The following is an 18,677-nucleotide window of genomic DNA, read 5'->3' on the forward strand; positions in this document are numbered from 1 at the left end:
CCGGGCAGCCGCCCTAGTCATCGCGATCAGGTTGACCTGGCCGGCGGCTGCCAATACGGCACCCCGAGCAGGATCATCCGGAGCCGCTTCTGGGCCATCTGCCGGATCCGCTCGTCCGCCCCGGTGTCCCCGGGCCGGGTCTCCAGAAGCTCGGCGAGACCGGCGACTGGTTCACCGACCTGATCGAAATGCGCGAGGCCGCGGCCCGCGCCCGCGCGGACTCCCCCGGCCGGGAGGACCCGGATCCCCGCTGAGCCGCCGCCGGGCCGGAATGCGCCCGGCCCGGATTCGCAGGGGGTCCGGCTTTCCGGCCCAGCCCGGATTTCCGGAAGTCGACCGGTTTCCGGAAGTGGTTCTTCCCGCCACGCCGCCGCACCGGCACCGACAGGGTCCCGGCAAGGTTGGTCGAGGGGTTCGAGATGCGCGACCACCTCGTGGTGTGTGCCGGGCCGGTTTCGGGTCTGTGAAGGGGCCCTTCACAGCCTCAGAGTCCGTGAGGGGCCCCTTCACGGACCTCCGCCCGGCTGTTCAGGGCCCTTCACACCGACTTTGCCGACACCCTGCGGCACCGACGCCCCAGCGGCCCGAGTCCTCAAGCGACACCCCGCCCGCCGTCCCGGAACGGGGGTTTCCCTACCCGGGAGGCAGGTAGTCCCGGTGGTCCCACCACTGCGGGCACGGCAGACTCGGCAGGGTGAGTGCCCACGCCAGCCGCGTTTTTCGGCAAGCTCCGCCTGCCGCCATCGGAGGGGCACAACCGGCGGGTGCCCGCCGTGCTCCGTTACCTCGATTCCTGAGCCCTACGCTGAAGCCCATGTACTCCACCGAGATCGAGGTAAGCACCGGCCACAGCGCGGTGGTGCACGACCTGACCCGCGAGGCCGAAGCGTTCCTGCGTGACGCCGACGCCACCGACGGCCTCCTGCACGTGTGGGTACCGCACGCCACGGCCGGGCTCACCGTACTGGAGACCGGCGCGGGTAGCGACGACGACCTGCTCGCCGCCCTCGACGAGCTGCTCCCCCGCGACGACCGCTGGCAGCACCGGCACGGCAGCGCCGGGCATGGCCGTGACCACGTGCTGCCCGCGCTGATTCCGCCGTACGCGAGCGTGCCGGTACTGGGCGGGGTGTTGATGCTGGGCACCTGGCAGTCGGTGTGCTTGGTGGACACGAACGTCGACAATCCGGTGCGCCGGGTGCGCTTCAGCTTCCTCGCCGGGTGAGCGCCGCGTCGGTACCATCGTCGAGCGTGAGGACGCGCGCGCACCGGCTGGTGCTCTGGGACATCGACCACACGCTCGTGGACTACACCGGGCTCGGCAGCATCTGGTACGCCGCCGCGCTCGCCGGCGCGACCGGAGTACAGATGCACTCCCGGCCCCACTACGGCGGGCACACCGAGCTGGCGATCAGCACGGAAATCCTGACCCTGCACGGCATCGAGGCCGACGAAGCGACGATCCAGCAGCTCTGGCGGGAGCTGATCGCCGCCGTCGACCGCGACGCGGCCACGCTCGCCGGAAAGGGCCGGGCGCTCGACGGGGCAGCGGCCGCGCTCGCCGAGTTCGGCGCCCACGACGGGATCGTGCAGACCCTGGTCACCGGCAACCTGCCGGAGATCTCCCGGCACAAACTCGCCGCGTTCGGTCTCGACACGCATCTGGATCTGGAGATCGGCGGCTACGGCTCGCTGTCGGCGCGCCGCTCGGACCTCGTCCCGCACGCCGTCTCCGCCGCCGCGGACAAGCACGGCATGAAGTTCGCCCCGGAGGCCGTGGTCGTCATAGGGGACACCCCGGACGACGTACGCGCCGCGCTGGACCACGGTGCGATCGCAGTGGCCGTAGCGACCGGCGGCCACCCCGCCACCGAACTCGCGGACGCCGGGGCGCACACCGTACTGCCCGATTTGACCGATCTCGCCGCCGTCCGCGCGGCGGTACTCGGCTGATCGCCGGAGGGCGACCCCTGTTCCGCACCTCCCCGATCCGCTCTGCCCGGGTAAGACCGGCATTCGCGCAGGTGAGAGCGAACTATGTCATCGATCGTCACCCTCGTGGCCAGACCGGGGTCCTCCCCCGGTAGCACACCCTTAGGGGCAGATGTCGCCCCGTCGATGGATGCCTCGATCGCGCGGCCGGTACAGACTATGGACCATGACCACCGCAACGCCGGCCGGGAAGACCGCCGACGGTGCCGGTACGAGGGGACACGAGCGAGCGCTCGGCAGGTTCGCCGTGCTGTGGCACCGGCTACCGTTCACCACTGTCGTGGTGCTTGCGATGCTGATCGTGGGCTTCGCCAGCGGTTCGCTCTGGCAAGCCGCCGAGCACCAGGGCGCCTTCCCGTACTACGCCTACGGGCTGCCGTCGATGGAGAACGGCCGCTGGTGGACGATGGTGACCGGGCCGTTCTTCGCGTTGCGACCGTTGTTCTACCTTCCGATGACGGGCACCTTCGCGCTGCTGGCCGGGATCGCCGAATGGAAGCTGGGCACCCGGCGGGCGATGGCGGTCACCATCGGCGGCCAGGTGGTCTCCACCGTCGCCGCCCTGCAGTTCCTCGAACTGTGCCGGAACTCCGGCTGGGAGTGGGCGGACCGCATCGCGACCACCCTCGACGTCGGGTTCTCCGGCGGCACGCTGGCCGCGATCGCGGTGGCGAGCGCGGCCCTGCGCCATCCGTGGCGGCTGCGGCTGCGTGCCGGGCTGTGCGTGTACGCCGGGGTGGCCATCATGTTCGTCGGCAACCTCGCCGACCTGGTGCACTTCTTCGCCCTCGTCGTCGGTCTCCCGCTCGGCCACCGGCTGGCCGGGTCGAACCGGGCGAAGGACGTCCGCATGACCAGCGCGCGCGAATGGCGGTTCCTCGCCTGCGCCGGGCTGGTGCTGCTCACCGTCGCCGAGATCGTGATGTGGCTGCTGCCCGACGACGGCCCGTTCGGTTCCGCGGACGAGGTCTCCCTCTCGGGGCTGGAGGTGCTGGCGCTGTGCCTGGTCGTGGTGCCGATGCTGAACGGGTTGCGCCGCGGTTCGCGGTTCGCCTGGCGGTGCGCGGTCGTGCTCAGCGCCGCCGCGGTGGGGCAGGTGGTCGTGGTCGGCGGCGTGGTGGCGGTCACCAGGGTGTTCCATGCGGACTTCGACGACCACGGGCTCGCGCTGTTCTTCGTGGACAATCTCCTGTGGACATTCGAGCTGGTGCTGCTGCTGTCCGCGCTCAAGGCCTTCCGCACGCCCTCGCGGCGCCGCTGCCGCAAGCTGTTCCGGCCCGGCCCGGACCCGGCGTTCGCCCGGCTGCTGCTGGGGCGCAACGGCGGCAGCACCCTCTCGTGGATGACCACGTGGCCGCACAACTCCTACTTCGTCGCCTCCGACGGGGCGTCCTACCTGGCCTACCAGCGGCACGCGGGTGCCGCGGTGGCGCTCGGCGATCCGGTCGCCCCGGACGGCTCCGGGGAGCGCACGCTGCGCGAGTTCGCCACGATGTGCGAGAACACCGGGCTGGTGCCGTGCGTGTTCTCCGCGACCGCCTCGGCCGTCGCGGTGACCAGGGAACTGGGCTGGCAGCACGTGCAGGTCGCCGAGGACACCCTGGTGGACCTGGAGAACCTGCAGTTCCGCGGCAAGGCCTGGCAGGACGTGCGCACCGCGCTGAACCGGGCGAAGAAGGACGGGATCGAGTTCCGCCTGGTGCGGCTGGCCGAGCAGCCGCCGGAGATCCGCGACCAGGTGCGGGAGCTGTCGAAGGAGTGGATCGGCGAGAAGGGCCTGCCGGAAATGGGCTTCACCCTCGGCGGGGTGGACGAGGCGATGGACCCGGCCACCCGGGTCGGGCTGGCCGTGGACGCCGAGGGCGTCGTGCACGGGGTGACCTCGTGGCTACCGGTGCACACCGGCGCGGGCACCGTCGGCGGCTGGACCCTCGACGTGATGCGCCGCCGCGGCGACGGGTTCCGCCCGGCGATGGAGTTCGTGATCGCCTCGGCCTGCCTCGCCTTCCGCGAGGAAGGCGCCCGGTTCGTGTCGCTGTCCGGGGCGCCACTCGTCCGCAGCCGGGAGCGCACGCAGAGCCGGGCGGTCGACCGGATGCTCGACAAGCTGAGCACGCTGATGGAGCCGTACTACGGATTCCGCTCGCTGCACGCGTTCAAGGCGAAGTTCCAGCCGCGGCACGAACCGCTGTACCTGGCTTTCCGCGATGAAGCGGATCTGCCCCGGATCGGTCTCGCGCTCGGCCGGGCGTACCTGCCCAACGCCGGACTGAAGGACTTCGCCAAGCTCGCCCTGCGCCGTCAGCGGACCGGCGGCGGGGTCGAGGACCACTCGGGCGCGGGGACTCCGCAGTAGCCGCGCTGGCTTGGGGCTCGGGGTTCGCCACGGCTGTGGAGGTGGATCCCACGCCGGTGGACATAACTCGCGTGGAGTTCGCCACCAGCTCGGAGGCTGGTCTCACGCGAGTGGGCAAGGCTCGGGCAGGACCAAGGCAGGTTCACCACCGACTCGGAGGCTGATCCCACGCCGGTGGGCAAGACTCGGGCAGGTTCACCACCAGCTCAGAGGTGATCCGGTGCAGTGGGCAGTGCTCGAGCGGGGCCAGGACAGGTTCACCACCGACTGAGAGGCGAACCCGTGCGGGCGAGGCTCGGCGGTGTCGGCACTCGGCGACAAATCGCGGTGGCTCCAGCACAGCCGTCTCCGCCGCAGCCAGCTCCATCCGACAATCTGGTCACCCACGTGCAGGGCCTAGATCACCAGCCCGCAATCCGCAGGACCCGCGCCTGCACGCCCCCGCTACGGAGCCCCACCCACCGGCGGACCCGGACAAACCAGCATTGCCGCACCCGCGTGCGCAGGTGCGGCAACGGAAACCCGCTCCGGATCAGGCGCGGACCAGCTTCGTCAGGTGGCCGACCACCGCGTCGACCGCGATTTCCTCGCGTTCGCCGCTGCGGCGGTCCTTCACCTCGACCAGCCCGTTCGCCAGGCCCCGGCCGACCACCAGGATCGTCGGCACGCCGACCAGCTCCGCGTCCGCGAACTTCACGCCCGGCGTGGACTTGCGGTCGTCCAGCAGCACTTCGAGACCGGCGTCGTCGAGGTCCGCGGCGAGCTTCTCCGCCCCGGCGCGCACCGTGTCGTCCTTGCCCGCGATGACCACGTGCACGTCGAACGGCGACACCTCGCGCGGCCAGATCAGGCCCGCGCCGTCGTGGTTCTGCTCGGCGAGCACGCCGACCAGCCGGGACACCCCGACGCCGTAGGACCCCATGGTGATCCGGACCGGCTTGGAGTCCGGGCCGAGCGCGTCCACCTCGAACGCGTCGGTGTACTTGCGGCCGAGCTGGAAGATGTGCCCGATCTCGATCCCGCGCGCGGCGACCAGCGTGCCCTGGCCGTCCGGCGAGGCGTCGCCTTCGCGGACCTCGGCGGCCTCGATCGTGCCGTCCGGGGTGAAATCGCGGCCCACGACCAGGTCGAGCACGTGGTGATCGGGCTGGTCGGCGCCGGTCAGCCAAGCCGTGCCCTCGACCACCCTGGGGTCGACGAGGTAGCGGATCCCGTTCTCCTGCAACGACTTCGGCCCGATGTAACCCTTGACGAGGAAGCGGTTCTTCGCGAAGTCCGCCTCGTCGATCAGCTCGACCTCGGCCGGTTCGAGCGCGGCTTCCAGCCGTTTGAAGTCCACCTCACGGTCGCCGGGCACGCCGACGCCGAGCAGTTCCCACTCCTTCGCGCCCGGCTGGCGGGTCTTCACCAGGACGTTCTTGAGCGTGTCCGCGGCGGTGAACTCGCGGCCGAGCCCGGCGGCGTTGAAGAACGCGACGAGCGTTTCGATGGTCGGCGTGTCCGGGGTGTGGTGCACCTGCGCCTCGGGCAGCCCGTCCAGCGGACGCGCGGGCGGCACGGGAGTGACCACGGCCTCGACGTTCGCCGCGTAACCCGATCCGGTGCTGCGTACGTAGGTGTCCTCACCGGTCTCGGCGACCGCGAGGAACTCCTCCGACGCCGACCCGCCCATCGCGCCCGACGTGGCGGCGACGATCACGTACTCCAGGCCGAGCCGGTCGAACAGCTTGATGTACGCGCCGCGGTGCGCCTGGTAGGACCGCTCCAGGCCCTCGTCGTCGAGGTCGAAGGAGTAGGAGTCCTTCATGACGAACTCGCGTCCGCGCAGGATGCCCGCGCGCGGCCGGGCCTCGTCCCGGTACTTCGTCTGGACTTGGTACAGGATCACCGGGAAGTCCTTGTACGAGGTGTACTCACCCTTCACGGTGAGCGCGAACAGCTCCTCGTGCGTGGGGCCGAGCAGGTAGTCGGCGCCGCGGCGGTCCTTGAGCCGGAAGAGGTTGTCGCCGTACTCGGTCCAGCGGTCGGTGGCCTCGTACGGTTCGCGGGGCAGCAGCGCGGGGAACTGGAGTTCCTGCGCGCCGATCGCGTTCATCTCCTCGCGCACCACCTGCTCGATGCGCCGCAGCACCCGCAGCCCGAGCGGGAGCCACGAGTAACCACCCGGGGCGACCCGGCGGACGTAGCCGGCGCGGACCAGCAGCTTGTGGCTGGGTACCTCGGCGTCCGCCGGATCCTCGCGCAACGTGCGGAGGAACAACGACGACATCCTGGTGATCACTGCGGACTCCCTGCACTGAGCGGTGCTCTAGACGTTTGGCACAGAGTAGTCAACCCCCCGGCCGCGACGCATGCGGGTTATCCGCGGCTGCCGGATTCTGTCGGTCCCCGGAGCTAGCCTGTCCGGCATGACACTCGAACTGCGCATGATCACCGTCGACTGCGCCGACCCGCGTGCACTGGCAGCCTTCTGGACCGCGGCACTGGACGTACGCGTGGCCGCCGACTACGGCGGGTTCCTGATGCTCGAACAACCGCCCTCGGGCGGGCCGGTCCTAGGGTTCCAGCAGGTCCCCGAACCGCGCACGGGGAAGAACCGGCTGCACGCCGATTTCACCGCCTCCGACCGCGCGGCCGAGGTGCGGCGCCTCGTCGGCCTCGGCGCCACGGAACTGGACCAGCACTCCTTCCCCGGCTTCGCCTGGACCGTCCTGGCCGACCCGGAAGGCAACGAGTTCTGCGTCGCGGAGCACGGCGCCCCTTGAGCAGCGAACCCACAGCCAGCAGTCCGTAATCCGATGGAATTGGACCTCCCCGAAACTGGTGATCATGACGCACACCGAATCGGTCACGACCCGGCCCGATGCCACTGCGCGGCCAGATCGCCCCGGTCACCGGAGTCAACCGCCGCGCGGGAATCGGCTATGCCATTGCCCGGCGGCTGGCCGACTCAGGCGCCAGCTGTCCTGCATCACCACAGCGAGCAACCCTGGGGCGCGGACCCTGAGGGACCGGAGAGCATCGCGACGGACGTGACCGGTGCGCCGGCCGGCCCCGACACCCGCGTCCACCACACCGGACTCGACCTTGCCGAGTCCGACGCACCCCAGAGACTGGTTAACACCGCCGTCGACGCGTTCGCGCACATCGACATCGTCGTCTGCAACCACGCCCGCAGCGGGGGTAACGCCGACTGGGCGTCCTGGACGCGGCCATGCTCGACGCGCACTGGGCCGGTCAGCACCCGATCGACAATCCTGCTCACCCGAGCCTTCGCCGCCCGGCACGACGGCCGCCCCGGCGGGCGAGTCACCTTCCTGACGTCAGGACAAGACCTCGGCCCCATGCGCCACGAAGTCGCCTACGCCGCCGGCAAAGGCGCGTTGGCCTCCATCACCCGCACCCTGGCCGACCACCTCGCCGACCGGGCCATCACCGTCAACCCCGGCCCCGCCGACACCGGCTACGCCCCGCCCGACGTCCACGAAGCCGTGCACCAGCACTTCCCGCAGGGGCGGTGGGGCGTGCCGGACGACCACACCGACGACGCCGCCTGGATAACCGAACAGACCATCAGCACCGAAGGAGGCTTCCGCCGCTGGAACTGAGCCACACACGGGCCCCTACTCGAGCGCGCCCGAAGCAGCAACGAGCGCAGCGGCCAGGCGGGCACGATGACCGGGACGGAGGTTGACCTGCGGTGCGCCGTCCGGGCCGCCGGTCACGAAGCTCAGCACCCGTCCCCGGCCGACGAGATCGATGGCGGACAGCGGCGCACTGCGCGCGCGTTCCCCGGTCCGGGCGCGGATCGCGATGTAGAGTTGGTGGATCGCGGCTCGCTCGGCGCGCATCAGCAGGCGCAGCTCGTCCGCCTGGTCGGAGATCTCGGCGAGCGGGTCGTCCGCCCCGAAGTCATGACCGGCGTCGTCGTAGTGCGCCTTCGGCACGGACAACGACCGGATCCGAGCCGCCGGGTAGGTGGGCAGCGCGTCCACCAGGCTTTCGATCACCTTCGCCGGCCGGATGGGATCCAGCTGGATCACCTCGTGATCGGTGATCAGCCGGATGGCGTCCCGTCCGGAATCCGCGGTCAGGGACGCCCCGCTCTCGTGCTCGCCGACGTAGTGGCAGTTGCTCCAGGCGTACGCCTCGCGCCGGGCCGTGGCAAGAACCGCCAGCGTGGCCCGATAGCGCGGCGCGAGCAGGCCGTCCGCGTCGGCCAGACCGAGGCGGGCAAGCACCCCGAGCGCGCGTTCCCGCAGCGCGGCAGTGGCTTCGCCGGTCCGATAGGTCTGGTCCGGGTCGACGACAACCGGGAGCGCGCCGAGCCCGGCCAGCTCCCAGGACACCAGAAACACCGGCCGGAACAGCCGCACCGGCTGTTCGATGACGTTGGTCGGCATTGGTTCAGCCCCCGATCGTCGGGGGCGTGGGCGGCAGCCCGGTCCGCGGATCCACCAGCCGCTCGCCGTCGCCGTCGGTCAGGCTGAGCACGGAATCGTCGTCCACGCCGTACTTGCGCTGGTGTTCCTTGTCGCTTTCACCCTTGCCACCAGCGGGCGCCACACCACCCACGACCGCCCCGCCACGCGCCCCGGCGAGCCCACGACCCGCTTCGCGCAGGCTCCCCTCTGCGCCGGCACCCGATCGGGCGCCACCGCCAGGTGCACCAGGCCGCCCGCGACCGGCCGGTCCACCGGGTTTGCCCGGCCCAGTGGACGTGCCACCCCCGAATCCGCCAGACCACGACGAATCGCCACCGGCGCCAGTCGCCGAACCGGACACCGGCAGCGCAGGCGTCGAACCGAACCGCTGCTCGGGTAGCAGCGGCGGCGGTGGCACAGCGCCCGCCGTTCGCATATCGCCGCCGCCGGACGGATCACCCGCCTCAGCCGACGGCCGGTGACCACTCGGAGATGCGGGCTCCTGCGGCCGAGCGAAACCTTTCGACACCGAGCCTTCGACCGGCGACTGTGGCTGCGGCGGTGGCGGTGGCGGTGGCGCAACACCACCCATGCCGGTCGGCTCCGGCTGGACATACGAAGGATTGCCAGGCCCGCTATGAGGCTTGTGCGGCGAAGGGGAGTGCCCTGGGGCTTGCGCAGCAAGCGTGATCTGGCCGTCAAAAGCAGTGAGCCGGCCGTAATCATTCTTCAAACCCTGGCCACTGGCCTGCGCCTGTTTCGCATAACCACGGTAGCGATCCAGATTCTCCTGCGCAATCCTGTTGTAGGCAGCGATCTGCTCTTCGGTGTCGGTGTCCCACGGCGTCGCGGTATCGAAGAAATTCTTGTGCGGCGGCGTCTTCGGCATCGCCTGCAACGCGGATTTCATCTGGTCGAATCCGTGCGCCAGGTCAGCCAGATTCCGCGCATTGCCAATATAAGTCTCCCCTGCCACCGCAGAAGCATCACCCAACGGCCGGATCCTCCCCCGCGCTGCCTCTGCACCATTCCCCGACCATACCGATTCCAGACCAGTACTCAGCCGCTGCACATCAGCACTGACCTCATCATGATCTTGTGCTATTTGATCCAGCGAAGTCGCGCCTTGATGCCATTCCACAGCGCCCTTGCTGGCCAGAATTCTCTCCACCAGATCCGGCGCCGGAACGGCCTGATCACCGGTATTTCCGTGCCACACGTTCGAAGCCCATTGCTCGACCTCGTTGAATTGCTCGTTCAACCATTGCACACCCTCGCCGACCCAGTCGAACATGCTCATCACGAACCCGCCTTCCGCCGCAGGTTGGTGGCGACCATGCCCGCCACCCGCGCCGCCAGCTCACACGGGTCCGCATGCGCGTCCTTCCTGGCTCGACTCAAGATCAGCCCCGCATCGAACGAAACGCTGTCGGCAATCCCGACGCTCACTGTGCAGATGTCACCCAGCTTGCTTTCTCTGCTGACATATCCCACGGCCGGAAAGCCCTGAATCAGCGGAAAGACCCGCCACACCGAGGTTTGTGGCTTGGCATTCCGATATACCGCACTGAGCCCCTGGTGGTCCTGTGTCACGTAGCTCACCGAGACACTGGCGTCAGCGTGCCAATCGCAGCTTGAGCCGAGACCGTCTATGGAATCCGGTTCGCCTTGGGGCACGGTGCCGAGGATTTGGGCAAGCTGGTCCGAGGTCAGCGCACTCTGACAGGGGTCGCCGGAGAGCACGGACGCCGGGAGCGGGTGATCGACTTTGGGGGCACCACTGTGCGGCAAGGCCGCTCTTGCCGAGGATGCCGGAGCACTCGCAGGGGCGGCGGCCGGTTTCGCGGAACAACCTCCCACCGCAAGAACAGCCCCGACCAAGGCAATCGATGCCCGGGGCGCCCTCACGCGAACCCCTTGCCTTCACCCGGCACCACATTCTCGACGTCGGCCCTTGCCTGATTGTCCGACGAATCGGTAATCCCGAGCGCCTGCTCCAGCCGGAAGACCAGCTCATTCGCATAGTTACACGCAAGTTCGATCTGTGCCCTGCCCGCGCCCAGCACACCGCTGTTGTGGTCTTCACCCACCATGTTCTTGTTGTAACTGTTTCCATTTGGCTCGTCAGCCGGCGGATTCATCCTAAGGGTTTTTTCCGCCGCTGAGCGCATGCTGCGGTACTTGTCGCGAACACGCCTGGCCACAACGAGCATGCTCCGCGCCTCGTCGACAGACATCGCGAACCCCGGCCCCGCACCGCCACCGGACGCTCCCCCACCGCCCGGCCGGTCGGTGATCGCAAAGCCGAGTCCTTCGAGCCACTGTGGCCCGGACGCAGGTTGAGACACGGAATTCCCCCTCCGGCTACACCCGTTGGCGCCGGCGGAGCAACCCACTCGAAAACACTCCGCCCCTGACTCAGGGTAGCGGAGGTTTCACCGAAAGATACCTTCTAATGGCGGAATCACCCCAGGGCACTCGGTCCCAACGCACATGACGGCTCCGTCAGTTCAACGGCAGCACGTAGCTATACGTGCTCTCCGCGACCCGGAACCCGCACCGCGTACAGCGACAGCGCCCCGTGGTCGTTCTCCACGTCTACGCTCAGTGCGGAGCGCTCGAAACCGGCCTTTGCGCGCCTCTTGAAGGGTGTACGCGAGCAGTGCGCTCGCGAGCCCGCGTCGGCGCGCTTCAGCGCGAGTACCGATGTAATGCACGTACAGCTCTCGTACGCCGGTTCCCTCGGCGTCGGCAGGGTGAAACGCGCTCAGCACGAACGCCTGTACGCGGTCGCGTCCCGGCGTCAGCAGAAGGAAGGACAGGTCCGCGCGGAAGTCCTTGCTGCCGGTCATCTGGTGCCGCCACGACTCCAGGGTTCCTCCATGCTGCCCCAGTGACCGGCGAAGGTGGCGTTGCGGGCGTCCAGGGTCAGTGCGTCGTAGCGGTCCTCGAACGGCGTACGCACCAGGTCATCGGGCAGGGGCGACGACGGCAACGCCCTGAGGTCCGCGCGCATCTCCACGAACGTCCGAACCCGCCGGTAGCCGGCCTGTGCGAGCACGTCGAGGTACCACCTTTCGTTCTCGTGCGCACCAGTGTGCAGTTCCAGCGGCGCGGCCGGGAAATGCCGTTCATGGACACGACGGGCCGCGACTGGGCCCCATTCGGTGAGGCGGGCGGCCACCTCGCGGGAAACCCGGGTCGGTCAGCGATTCCAGGCTCGGGGCGTGCACCGGGTCGGCCGCTGGACGCGGGGTGACCACGGCGTAGCTCACCAGCTGTGCACCGGCCCAGGCGCCGATGCTGGCCGTCGCCAGGTCCACGGCCGGCGCGGACAGCTCCTCCCGCAAGTCCTCTTCGGAGCAGAATTCGCCGATCCGATCGGCCTTCTCCGCCACCGCGTACAGCCGGGAGAGCGCGCCGGCGTCGTCGAGCGTGAGGGGGCGCCAGGTGAGGTCTATACCAAAAGGGCAGGAACCACCCCCGCACCCGGATCACCCGGCGGCTACGCTCCGGGAGTGCTGGTGCTCCTCCCCCCTTCCGAGACCAAGGCCGACGGCGGCGAAGGCGCTCCGCTCGATCTCGGCGCGCTGTCCTTCCCCGAGCTGAACCCGGTGCGCGCCAAGCTCAGCGACGCGCTGGTCGAGCTGGCCGGCGACGTTCCGGCCAGCCTCTCCGCGCTCGGTATCTCCGCCCGTCAGGCCGACGAGGTCGCCCGCAACGCGCAGCTGCGCACCTCCCCCACGATGCCCGCGCTGCGCCGCTACACCGGCGTGCTCTACGACGCGCTCGATGTGCGCAGTTTCACCCGCGCCGGGCTCGCCAAGGCCCAGCAGCGGCTCGCCGTCACCTCCGCCCTGTTCGGGGTGGTCTCGGCGACCGACCCGATTCCGGCCTACCGGCTCTCCGGCGGGAACACCGTGCCCGCGCTGGGTACCGTGCGCGGGCTGTGGAAACCGGTGCTGGAGCCGGTGCTGCGCGAGGTCGAAGGCCTGGTGATCGACCTGCGGTCGGGCACCTACGCGGCCTTCGCGAAACTGCGCCCGGACGCGGTCACGGTGCGCGTGGTCACCGAGGACGCACCAGGCAACCGCACCACCGTCAGCCATTTCAACAAGGCGTACAAGGGAAAGCTGGCCGCCGTGCTCGCCACCTCCCGCAGCGAACCGTCCACTGTGGAGCAGTTGCTCCGGGTCGTGTCGAAGGCGGGCCTGACCGTGGAGCGCACCGGCGAGCACGCGCTGGAACTGCTCACCGGCTGAGCCAGCAGGGTGTCGGCAAAGTCGGTGTGAGGGGGCGCAGACTGCGAAGGTCCGTGAAGGTCTGTGAAGGGGCCCTTCACGGACTCTGAGTCTGTGAAGGGCCCCTTCACAGACCCGAGACAGGTCCGGCGCACAGCGCGAGGTGGTCGCGCATCTCGAACACCTCCGCATCGCCTGCTGCCGGGCGCAATCGATCGAGAGGGCAGGCGCCGTCGATGGACGACGCGGCAGCCACGGCTCCCTCTGCTGATCACGGGGCCTCGAGCGACTTTGCCGGGACCCTGGGCTGAGCCCGCGTCAGGCGAACCGAGCCGGAGCGCACGGGGCAAGCAGGTCCGCCGGCACGTCCTCGCCCAGGACGAGGTCCGCGACCAGCTTCCCGGCGTAGGGCGCCAGCGTCAGCCCGGCCGGGCCGAAGCCGGTGGCCAGGAACAGCCCGGACGCCACCTGGCCGAGCAGCGGCACTGTGTCCGGCGTCGCCGGGCGGAAGCCCACGCGGGTCTCCGCGAGGCTCGCATCGGCCAGCCCGGGAGCAACGGTGAGCGCCTCGTCCAGGATCTCCCGCTGACCGGCGACGGTCACCCGGTGGTCGAAACCCGAGCCGGTTTCGCGGGTGGCGCCCGCGACCACCCGGCCGCCGGGGAACGCGAGCAGGTAGTGACCGCTCTGCGGCAGGACGACCGGCCACGCCGCGGTATCGGTGCCCGGCAGGTCGAAGTGGCTGATCTGCCCCCGTTGCGGCGCCACCGGCACGGGTACGCCCAACGGCTCGGCGACGTCGGCCGACCACGCTCCGGCGGCCAGCACGACCGCGTCGCCGTCCAGCTCGTCCGCCCCTGCGCGTACCCGCAACCCGGGTTGCAACGAAGCGCCCGCCTGGATGAACTGCACGCCCCGGTCGATCGCGGCAGAGATCAGCGCGCGGCGCAGCACCCGTCCGTCCACCCGGCCGATGCCGGTCAGGTGCACTGCCGCGAGGTCCGGTGCCAGCGGCGGGAACAGTTCGCGGGCCTGCGCCGGATCAAGGCGCTGCAAAGTGCCCGCTTCCGGCGCGTCCCCGATCCGGGCGGCGATCCGCTCCTGCTCGGCGGCGAGTTCGCGCTCGTCCGCTGAAACGACAAGCCCGCCGACCACCTCGTACGACGGCTCGTGCCCAAGTTCCCGCAGCTTAGCCGCGAGCTGCGGGTAGTAGCGGCCAGCCGCGGCAGCGAGCGGGTACACCGCGTCGTCCCACCGCGAGGTCCACGGGCTGACGATCCCGGCCCCCGCGTCCGTGGCCACGCCCGGCAGCTCCGCGTCCACCACTACGACATCCGCCCCGCGCACGGCCAGGTGGTAGGCCGTGGCGGCACCACCCATCCCACTGCCGATCACAATCACACGCATGTCTCTCACCTTGCCCGCCCGGCGCCGAAACGTCGACCGAGTAAAGCCATCGCGGCGTTACTAATCCGAACTGATTAGTAGGCCGACCCCCACCCGGCACGTAACCGTTGCTACGAAGCCATCAGGCCGTGACTGTGGTCGGATTAGTAATGATCGGCACAGTATGGCCCGGAATTCCGCTCACCCCGCCGCCGCGGTGTCTTCGCTTCCACGCACGGGCTGCCATCCGCGTCCCGCGCAAGGCAGTCCTCGATCGACTCGGCCAGCCCGCTGTTCAGCGAAGCCAAGGTAGCTTGCAGTGCTTCGGGGCGCGCGTTCGTTATCCGCCTCGAAAAGGCGAGCCGGCATGTGGAAACCGAACAGAGTCAGCGTCTGCACGCCGGATTCCCTTTCTGCAGCACCGAGAATCGAGCCGTCGGTCAGCGACTGAGAGTAGATCTCGCACGGCGGCAACGCAGGTATCCGGCCCGCCGCAGCCTCCGCGCACGCAGTTTCCAGTTGGGAGAAGGACTCGTTCACATGGAACGTACCGCCGAACGCGTCGAAGGTCACCGCGGCGACCCGTCCGGCCAGCGCGTAGAACCGTTGCCAGGCCTCGAAGTCCTTTGTGGACCCCGTGACCGTGCGGAACGATTCGGCGGTGCGCGCTTCGGTCGCGATGTCGACAAGGAGACCTGTTCCGTCGACCGGCACGTACGAAGACATCCGGTGCCGCTCGTCCAGCCCGAGGTCCGCGATGATCCGCCGAGGCAGCAGGCTTACCAGGTAGGAATAGCGGGACAACCGCACGTCGACCCCCGCGAACGGGCGGGAGGACACCGGCGCGCCACCGATCCCGTCGCGCCGTTCGAGCACCAGCACCGGCCGTCCGGCCCCGGCCAGATAGGCCGCCACGACCAGCCCGTTGTGCCCGCTGCCCACGATCACCGCGTCGTAATCCATGCGCGCAAGCCCAGAAGCCCGCGGCCCGGATAAATCGGTTGCGCCGCCGTCGCACCACGCGGCACGCTGGGCACCGATCGGCAGGGTGCCGGGGTGAGGAGGTGCGTCATGGAGCTTGTCCGGGCGTTTTCCTGCCCGCTTCCGCCCGCCCTGCCCGGCTAGCGCACGTGCTCGTCCGGTGGGGCATCCCGATCGAGGAGAACCCACCAGTGCGCTGGGACGATTACCAAGACTATTCCGATTCCTTCGACGATTCCCCGCGGCGGCCGCGCCGCCAGTCCGACAATGCCCCCGCCCCGGCTCGGCGCGGGCGGCTCACCGAGGGCGAACGCGTCCGGCTGGCACAGCTCCGTGAGGAGGCCTACGCCGAGCCAGAACTCCCGGACGGCGCCGATCGCCGGACCACCTGGGGCGATGCCGAGCAGGGACCGCATCCGCGGCCGGACTGGGTACCCACCGGGCTCGGCGCGCTCGATACCGACCTCGGCGTCCTGAAAACCGGCAAGGAGGCCGATGTCCACCTGATACGCCGCCACGAGCCCGGCGCCGACGGGGTGCTGCTCGCGGCCAAGCGATACCGCTCGGACGAGCACAAGCTGTTCCATCGCGACGCGGGCTACCTCGAAGGCCGGCGCCTGCGCCGGTCCCGCGAGATGCGCGCGATCGCCGGGCGGACCACGTTCGGCCGCAACCTGATCGCCGAACAGTGGGCGGCCGCCGAATTCGCCGCGCTGAGCAAGCTGTGGACGGTAGGCGCCCCAGTGCCCTACCCGGTGCAGCGGCACGGCACCGAATTGCTGCTCGAGTTCCTCGGCGAGCCGGACGGCACCGCGGCTCCCCGGTTGGCCCAGCTCCGCCCGGAGCCGGACGAACTGGCCGGCCTGTGGGAGCAGGCCGGTGTAGCGCTCGAGCTGCTGGCCGGGCAAGGACTCGCGCACGGTGACCTGTCCGCGTACAACCTGCTGGTGCACGAAGGGCACCTGATGGTGATCGATCTGCCGCAGGTGGTCGACCTGATCGTCAACCCGCGTGGGCTCGAGTTCCTGGCCCGCGACGTGGCGAATCTGGCCTGCTGGTTCCGCGGCCGGGGCCTGCCCGAAGACCTGGCCACCACCGACGATCTGGTGGCGCGGCTGACTTTCGCGGCCGGGCTCGGCTGAGGCCACGCGGCGGGGTCGCGGGAGTGGCGCAACGCACACCTGCGACCCTGCCCACAACCGCGGACCTGGGTGCGCGGCCGTGGGTACCGCTCCGGTACAGTAACCACCGACCGCAACGGCGGCGTGGATGAGTTGGTGTCCGTCGCCTCCATAGCCCGCTGCAGGGCTCGCGGTGCAAATCCGAAGCATTTTCCATCGGTGTCCGGCGCCGCGGCGTCGTGCACCGGGTCCGTCCCTGTGAACGCCCACCGCACACCATCTTGCCCTGCCTGCGAGCGGGCAGCCCGGGCCTCCTTGCGACGTGCCACGTCCGAGAGGCATCTGTGACAGTCACGTTCAATTCCGGCCACTCCACCCGCTCCCCGCGAGCCGGCCGGCCCGATCGCGCCCCGCGGCACCGCCAGTCCGGCGGCGAGCTGCTGCGCGACGACGCGGTGGAGACCCCGAAGACCCGCACCTTCGCCGAGCTCGGCCTGCCCGACGGGCTGCTGCGGGCGCTGTCCGAGCAGGGCATCGACGCGCCGTTCCCGATCCAGTCCGCGACCATCCCGGACGCGCTGGCCGGCCGTGACGTGCTGGGCCGCGCGCAGACCGGGTCCGGCAAGACCCTCGCCTTCGGCCTGGCCATGCTGGCCCGGCTCGACGGCGGCAAGGCCCGCCCGAAGCGGCCGCGCGCGCTGATCCTGGTGCCCACCCGCGAGCTGGCCATGCAGGTGGCCGATTCGCTGACCCCGCTGGCCAAGTCGCTCGGCCTGTGGTGCCGCACCGCGGTCGGCGGGATGTCCTTCACCCGCCAGGCCGACGCCCTGCACCGCGGGGTCGACCTGCTGATCGCCACCCCCGGCCGGTTGTCCGACCACGTCCGCCAGGGCACCGCCTCGCTGGGCGACTGCAACTTCATCGCGCTCGACGAGGCCGATCAGATGGCCGACATGGGGTTCATGCCGCAGGTGCGGGAGATCCTCGACCTCACTCCGCCGGGCGGGCAGCGGCTGCTGTTCTCCGCCACGCTCGACGGTGACGTGGACAAGCTGGTCCGCCAGTACCTGGCCGACCCGGTGACGCATTCGGTCGCACCGTCCACCGCGAGCGTGACCACCATGGACCACCACCTGTTCCAGGTGTCGCACTCGGACAAGCAGGACATCATCACCCGGATCGGGGCGCGCGAGGGCCGCACGATCATGTTCGTGCGCACCAAGCACCACGTGGACCGGCTCACCGAGCGGCTGCGCGAGCAGGGTGTGCACGCGGCGGCGCTGCACGGCGGCAAGACTCAGGGCCAGCGCAACCGGGTGCTGTCGGACTTCAAGGAAGGCCACGCCGCGGTGCTGGTGGCCACCGACGTCGCCGCGCGCGGTATCCACGTCGACGACATCTCCCTGGTGCTGCACGTGGACCCGGCCGCGGACCACAAGGACTACCTCCACCGCGCGGGCCGCACCGCGCGGGCCGGGGCGTCCGGCACCGTGGTCACGCTGGTCACCCGCGACCAGCGCCGCACCGTCAACCGGATGACCGACCGCGCGGGCGTCCGCGCCGCGACCACCATGATCCGCCCGGAGGACGACGACCTGTCCCGCATCACCGGCGCCCGCGAACCCAGCGGCGAGCCGGTCGTGGAGCGACGCCGCGAGACCCCTCGCCGCGGCCGTTTCGGCGACCGTGACGACCGCGGCTACCGCGGTGGCCGTGACGACCGCGGCCCCCGCCGCGGCTCGTACGAGGACCGCGGCCGACGCAGCTACGGCGACGGTTCCCGTGGCCCGCGCGAGGACCGGGGTTACGGCAACGGCTCACGGGAGGACCGGGGTTACGGCTCCGGCTCGCGCGAGAGCCGGGGTTACGGCGATCAGTCCTCCTCCCGCGACGATCGTTCTTACAGCCACCAGGGCTCGCGTGACGACCGCCCCGCCTACGGCCACCAGGGTTCCCGGGACGACCGCCCGCACCACGGCAGCCGGAACTACGGGGACCAGTCCTCCCGCGACAGCCGCCCCGGCTACGGTGGCCGCGGGCGCCAGCAGCGCTTCGGCGGGGGCTCCGGCTCCGGCTCCGGCTCCGGCCGCCCGCAACGCCCCGGCCGCGGCCCGCGCCGCAGCTACGATTCCTGATCCCGTCGCCAGCTGATCAGCCCAGCCGACGCCGCCTACCC

At 70.3% G+C, this 18,677-nt stretch carries 18 protein-coding genes and 1 pseudogene; 8 read left to right on the top strand and 11 right to left on the bottom strand.

The window, feature by feature from the left end:
- Window positions 1–26: 26 nt before the first annotated feature.
- Window positions 27–431: a hypothetical protein gene (locus ATK36_RS07825; RefSeq protein WP_098510660.1), complete on the bottom strand. Its 405-nt coding sequence runs from the start codon at window positions 429–431 to the stop codon at window positions 27–29.
- Window positions 432–814: 383 nt separating this feature from the next.
- Between ATK36_RS07825 and ATK36_RS07830 the strand changes: the two genes are divergently transcribed.
- The 3 genes from ATK36_RS07830 (at window position 815) to ATK36_RS07840 (ending at window position 4,348) form a co-directional block, all read left to right on the top strand.
- On the top strand, window positions 815–1,225 hold the full coding sequence (locus ATK36_RS07830; RefSeq protein ID WP_098510661.1) for a secondary thiamine-phosphate synthase enzyme YjbQ: 411 nt from the start codon (window positions 815–817) through the stop codon (window positions 1,223–1,225).
- Between the two features lie 26 nt (window positions 1,226–1,251).
- Window positions 1,252–1,953 (top strand): HAD family hydrolase, encoded by a 702-nt coding sequence (locus tag ATK36_RS07835; protein ID WP_245914497.1) that lies wholly within the window; start codon window positions 1,252–1,254, stop codon window positions 1,951–1,953.
- A gap of 205 nt (window positions 1,954–2,158) precedes the next feature.
- Entirely contained in the window at window positions 2,159–4,348 is a 2,190-nt protein-coding gene (locus ATK36_RS07840) for a bifunctional lysylphosphatidylglycerol flippase/synthetase MprF (RefSeq protein ID WP_098510663.1), read from the top strand.
- Window positions 4,349–4,880: 532 nt separating this feature from the next.
- Here the strand turns inward: ATK36_RS07840 and ATK36_RS07845 are convergent.
- Window positions 4,881–6,629, bottom strand: a complete 1,749-nt coding sequence (locus ATK36_RS07845; protein WP_098510664.1) for a proline--tRNA ligase — start codon at window positions 6,627–6,629, stop codon at window positions 4,881–4,883.
- A 127-nt stretch (window positions 6,630–6,756) separates the two neighbouring features.
- Between ATK36_RS07845 and ATK36_RS07850 the strand changes: the two genes are divergently transcribed.
- On the top strand, window positions 6,757–7,113 hold the full coding sequence (locus ATK36_RS07850; protein WP_098510665.1) for a VOC family protein: 357 nt from the start codon (window positions 6,757–6,759) through the stop codon (window positions 7,111–7,113).
- Between the two features lie 267 nt (window positions 7,114–7,380).
- On the top strand, window positions 7,381–7,956 hold the full coding sequence (locus ATK36_RS07855; protein WP_245914499.1) for an SDR family oxidoreductase: 576 nt from the start codon (window positions 7,381–7,383) through the stop codon (window positions 7,954–7,956).
- Between the two features lie 15 nt (window positions 7,957–7,971).
- On the opposite strand, the gene ATK36_RS07860 is transcribed toward ATK36_RS07855, so the two are convergent.
- The 7 genes from ATK36_RS07860 to ATK36_RS33375 form a co-directional block, all read right to left on the bottom strand.
- Window positions 7,972–8,751 (bottom strand): ESX secretion-associated protein EspG, encoded by a 780-nt coding sequence (locus ATK36_RS07860; RefSeq protein WP_098510666.1) that lies wholly within the window; start codon window positions 8,749–8,751, stop codon window positions 7,972–7,974.
- Window positions 8,752–8,755: 4 nt separating this feature from the next.
- On the bottom strand, window positions 8,756–10,072 hold the full coding sequence (locus ATK36_RS31345) for a hypothetical protein (RefSeq protein ID WP_141544393.1): 1,317 nt from the start codon (window positions 10,070–10,072) through the stop codon (window positions 8,756–8,758).
- Window positions 10,072–10,680, bottom strand: coding sequence for a DUF3558 domain-containing protein (locus ATK36_RS07865; RefSeq protein ID WP_342751993.1), 609 nt, complete (start codon window positions 10,678–10,680; stop codon window positions 10,072–10,074). The genes ATK36_RS31345 and ATK36_RS07865 overlap by 1 nt, the downstream gene beginning before the upstream one ends.
- Window positions 10,677–11,120, bottom strand: coding sequence for a hypothetical protein (locus ATK36_RS31350; protein WP_141544394.1), 444 nt, complete (start codon window positions 11,118–11,120; stop codon window positions 10,677–10,679). Before ATK36_RS31350 ends, ATK36_RS07865 begins: the two co-directional genes overlap by 4 nt.
- Window positions 11,121–11,282: 162 nt before the next feature.
- A complete protein-coding gene (locus tag ATK36_RS33365) occupies window positions 11,283–11,624 on the bottom strand; it encodes a GNAT family N-acetyltransferase (RefSeq protein WP_245914501.1) in 342 nt (113 codons plus the stop codon).
- Window positions 11,621–11,833, bottom strand: coding sequence for a hypothetical protein (locus ATK36_RS33370; protein WP_245914503.1), 213 nt, complete (start codon window positions 11,831–11,833; stop codon window positions 11,621–11,623). Before ATK36_RS33370 ends, ATK36_RS33365 begins: the two co-directional genes overlap by 4 nt.
- A 70-nt stretch (window positions 11,834–11,903) precedes the next feature.
- The gene (locus ATK36_RS33375) at window positions 11,904–12,170 is read right to left on the bottom strand and encodes a hypothetical protein (RefSeq protein WP_245914505.1); all 267 of its coding nucleotides are present in this window, start codon (window positions 12,168–12,170) and stop codon (window positions 11,904–11,906) included.
- A 120-nt stretch (window positions 12,171–12,290) separates the two neighbouring features.
- Here ATK36_RS33375 and yaaA point away from each other — a divergent pair, with 120 nt between their 5' ends.
- On the top strand, window positions 12,291–13,034 hold the full coding sequence (gene yaaA / locus ATK36_RS07880; RefSeq protein WP_098510668.1) for a peroxide stress protein YaaA: 744 nt from the start codon (window positions 12,291–12,293) through the stop codon (window positions 13,032–13,034).
- A 297-nt stretch (window positions 13,035–13,331) separates the two neighbouring features.
- Here yaaA and ATK36_RS07885 read toward each other — a convergent pair whose 3' ends face one another.
- Both ATK36_RS07885 and ATK36_RS07890 read right to left on the bottom strand, forming a co-directional pair.
- Window positions 13,332–14,420 (bottom strand): NAD(P)/FAD-dependent oxidoreductase, encoded by a 1,089-nt coding sequence (locus ATK36_RS07885; RefSeq protein ID WP_098510669.1) that lies wholly within the window; start codon window positions 14,418–14,420, stop codon window positions 13,332–13,334.
- Between the two features lie 194 nt (window positions 14,421–14,614).
- A pseudogene (locus tag ATK36_RS07890) lies at window positions 14,615–15,362 on the bottom strand (phytoene desaturase family protein); the annotation flags it as partial.
- Window positions 15,363–15,571: 209 nt separating this feature from the next.
- Here ATK36_RS07890 and ATK36_RS07895 point away from each other — a divergent pair.
- Both ATK36_RS07895 and ATK36_RS07900 read left to right on the top strand, forming a co-directional pair.
- Window positions 15,572–16,522: a serine protein kinase RIO gene (locus ATK36_RS07895; RefSeq protein ID WP_098510670.1), complete on the top strand. Its 951-nt coding sequence runs from the start codon at window positions 15,572–15,574 to the stop codon at window positions 16,520–16,522.
- Window positions 16,523–16,845: 323 nt separating this feature from the next.
- On the top strand, window positions 16,846–18,636 hold the full coding sequence (locus ATK36_RS07900) for a DEAD/DEAH box helicase (RefSeq protein ID WP_245914507.1): 1,791 nt from the start codon (window positions 16,846–16,848) through the stop codon (window positions 18,634–18,636).
- The last annotated feature ends 41 nt before the right edge of the window (window positions 18,637–18,677 follow it).

The sequence above is a fragment of the Amycolatopsis sulphurea genome (assembly GCF_002564045.1).
GTDB lineage: Bacteria > Actinomycetota > Actinomycetes > Mycobacteriales > Pseudonocardiaceae > Amycolatopsis > Amycolatopsis sulphurea.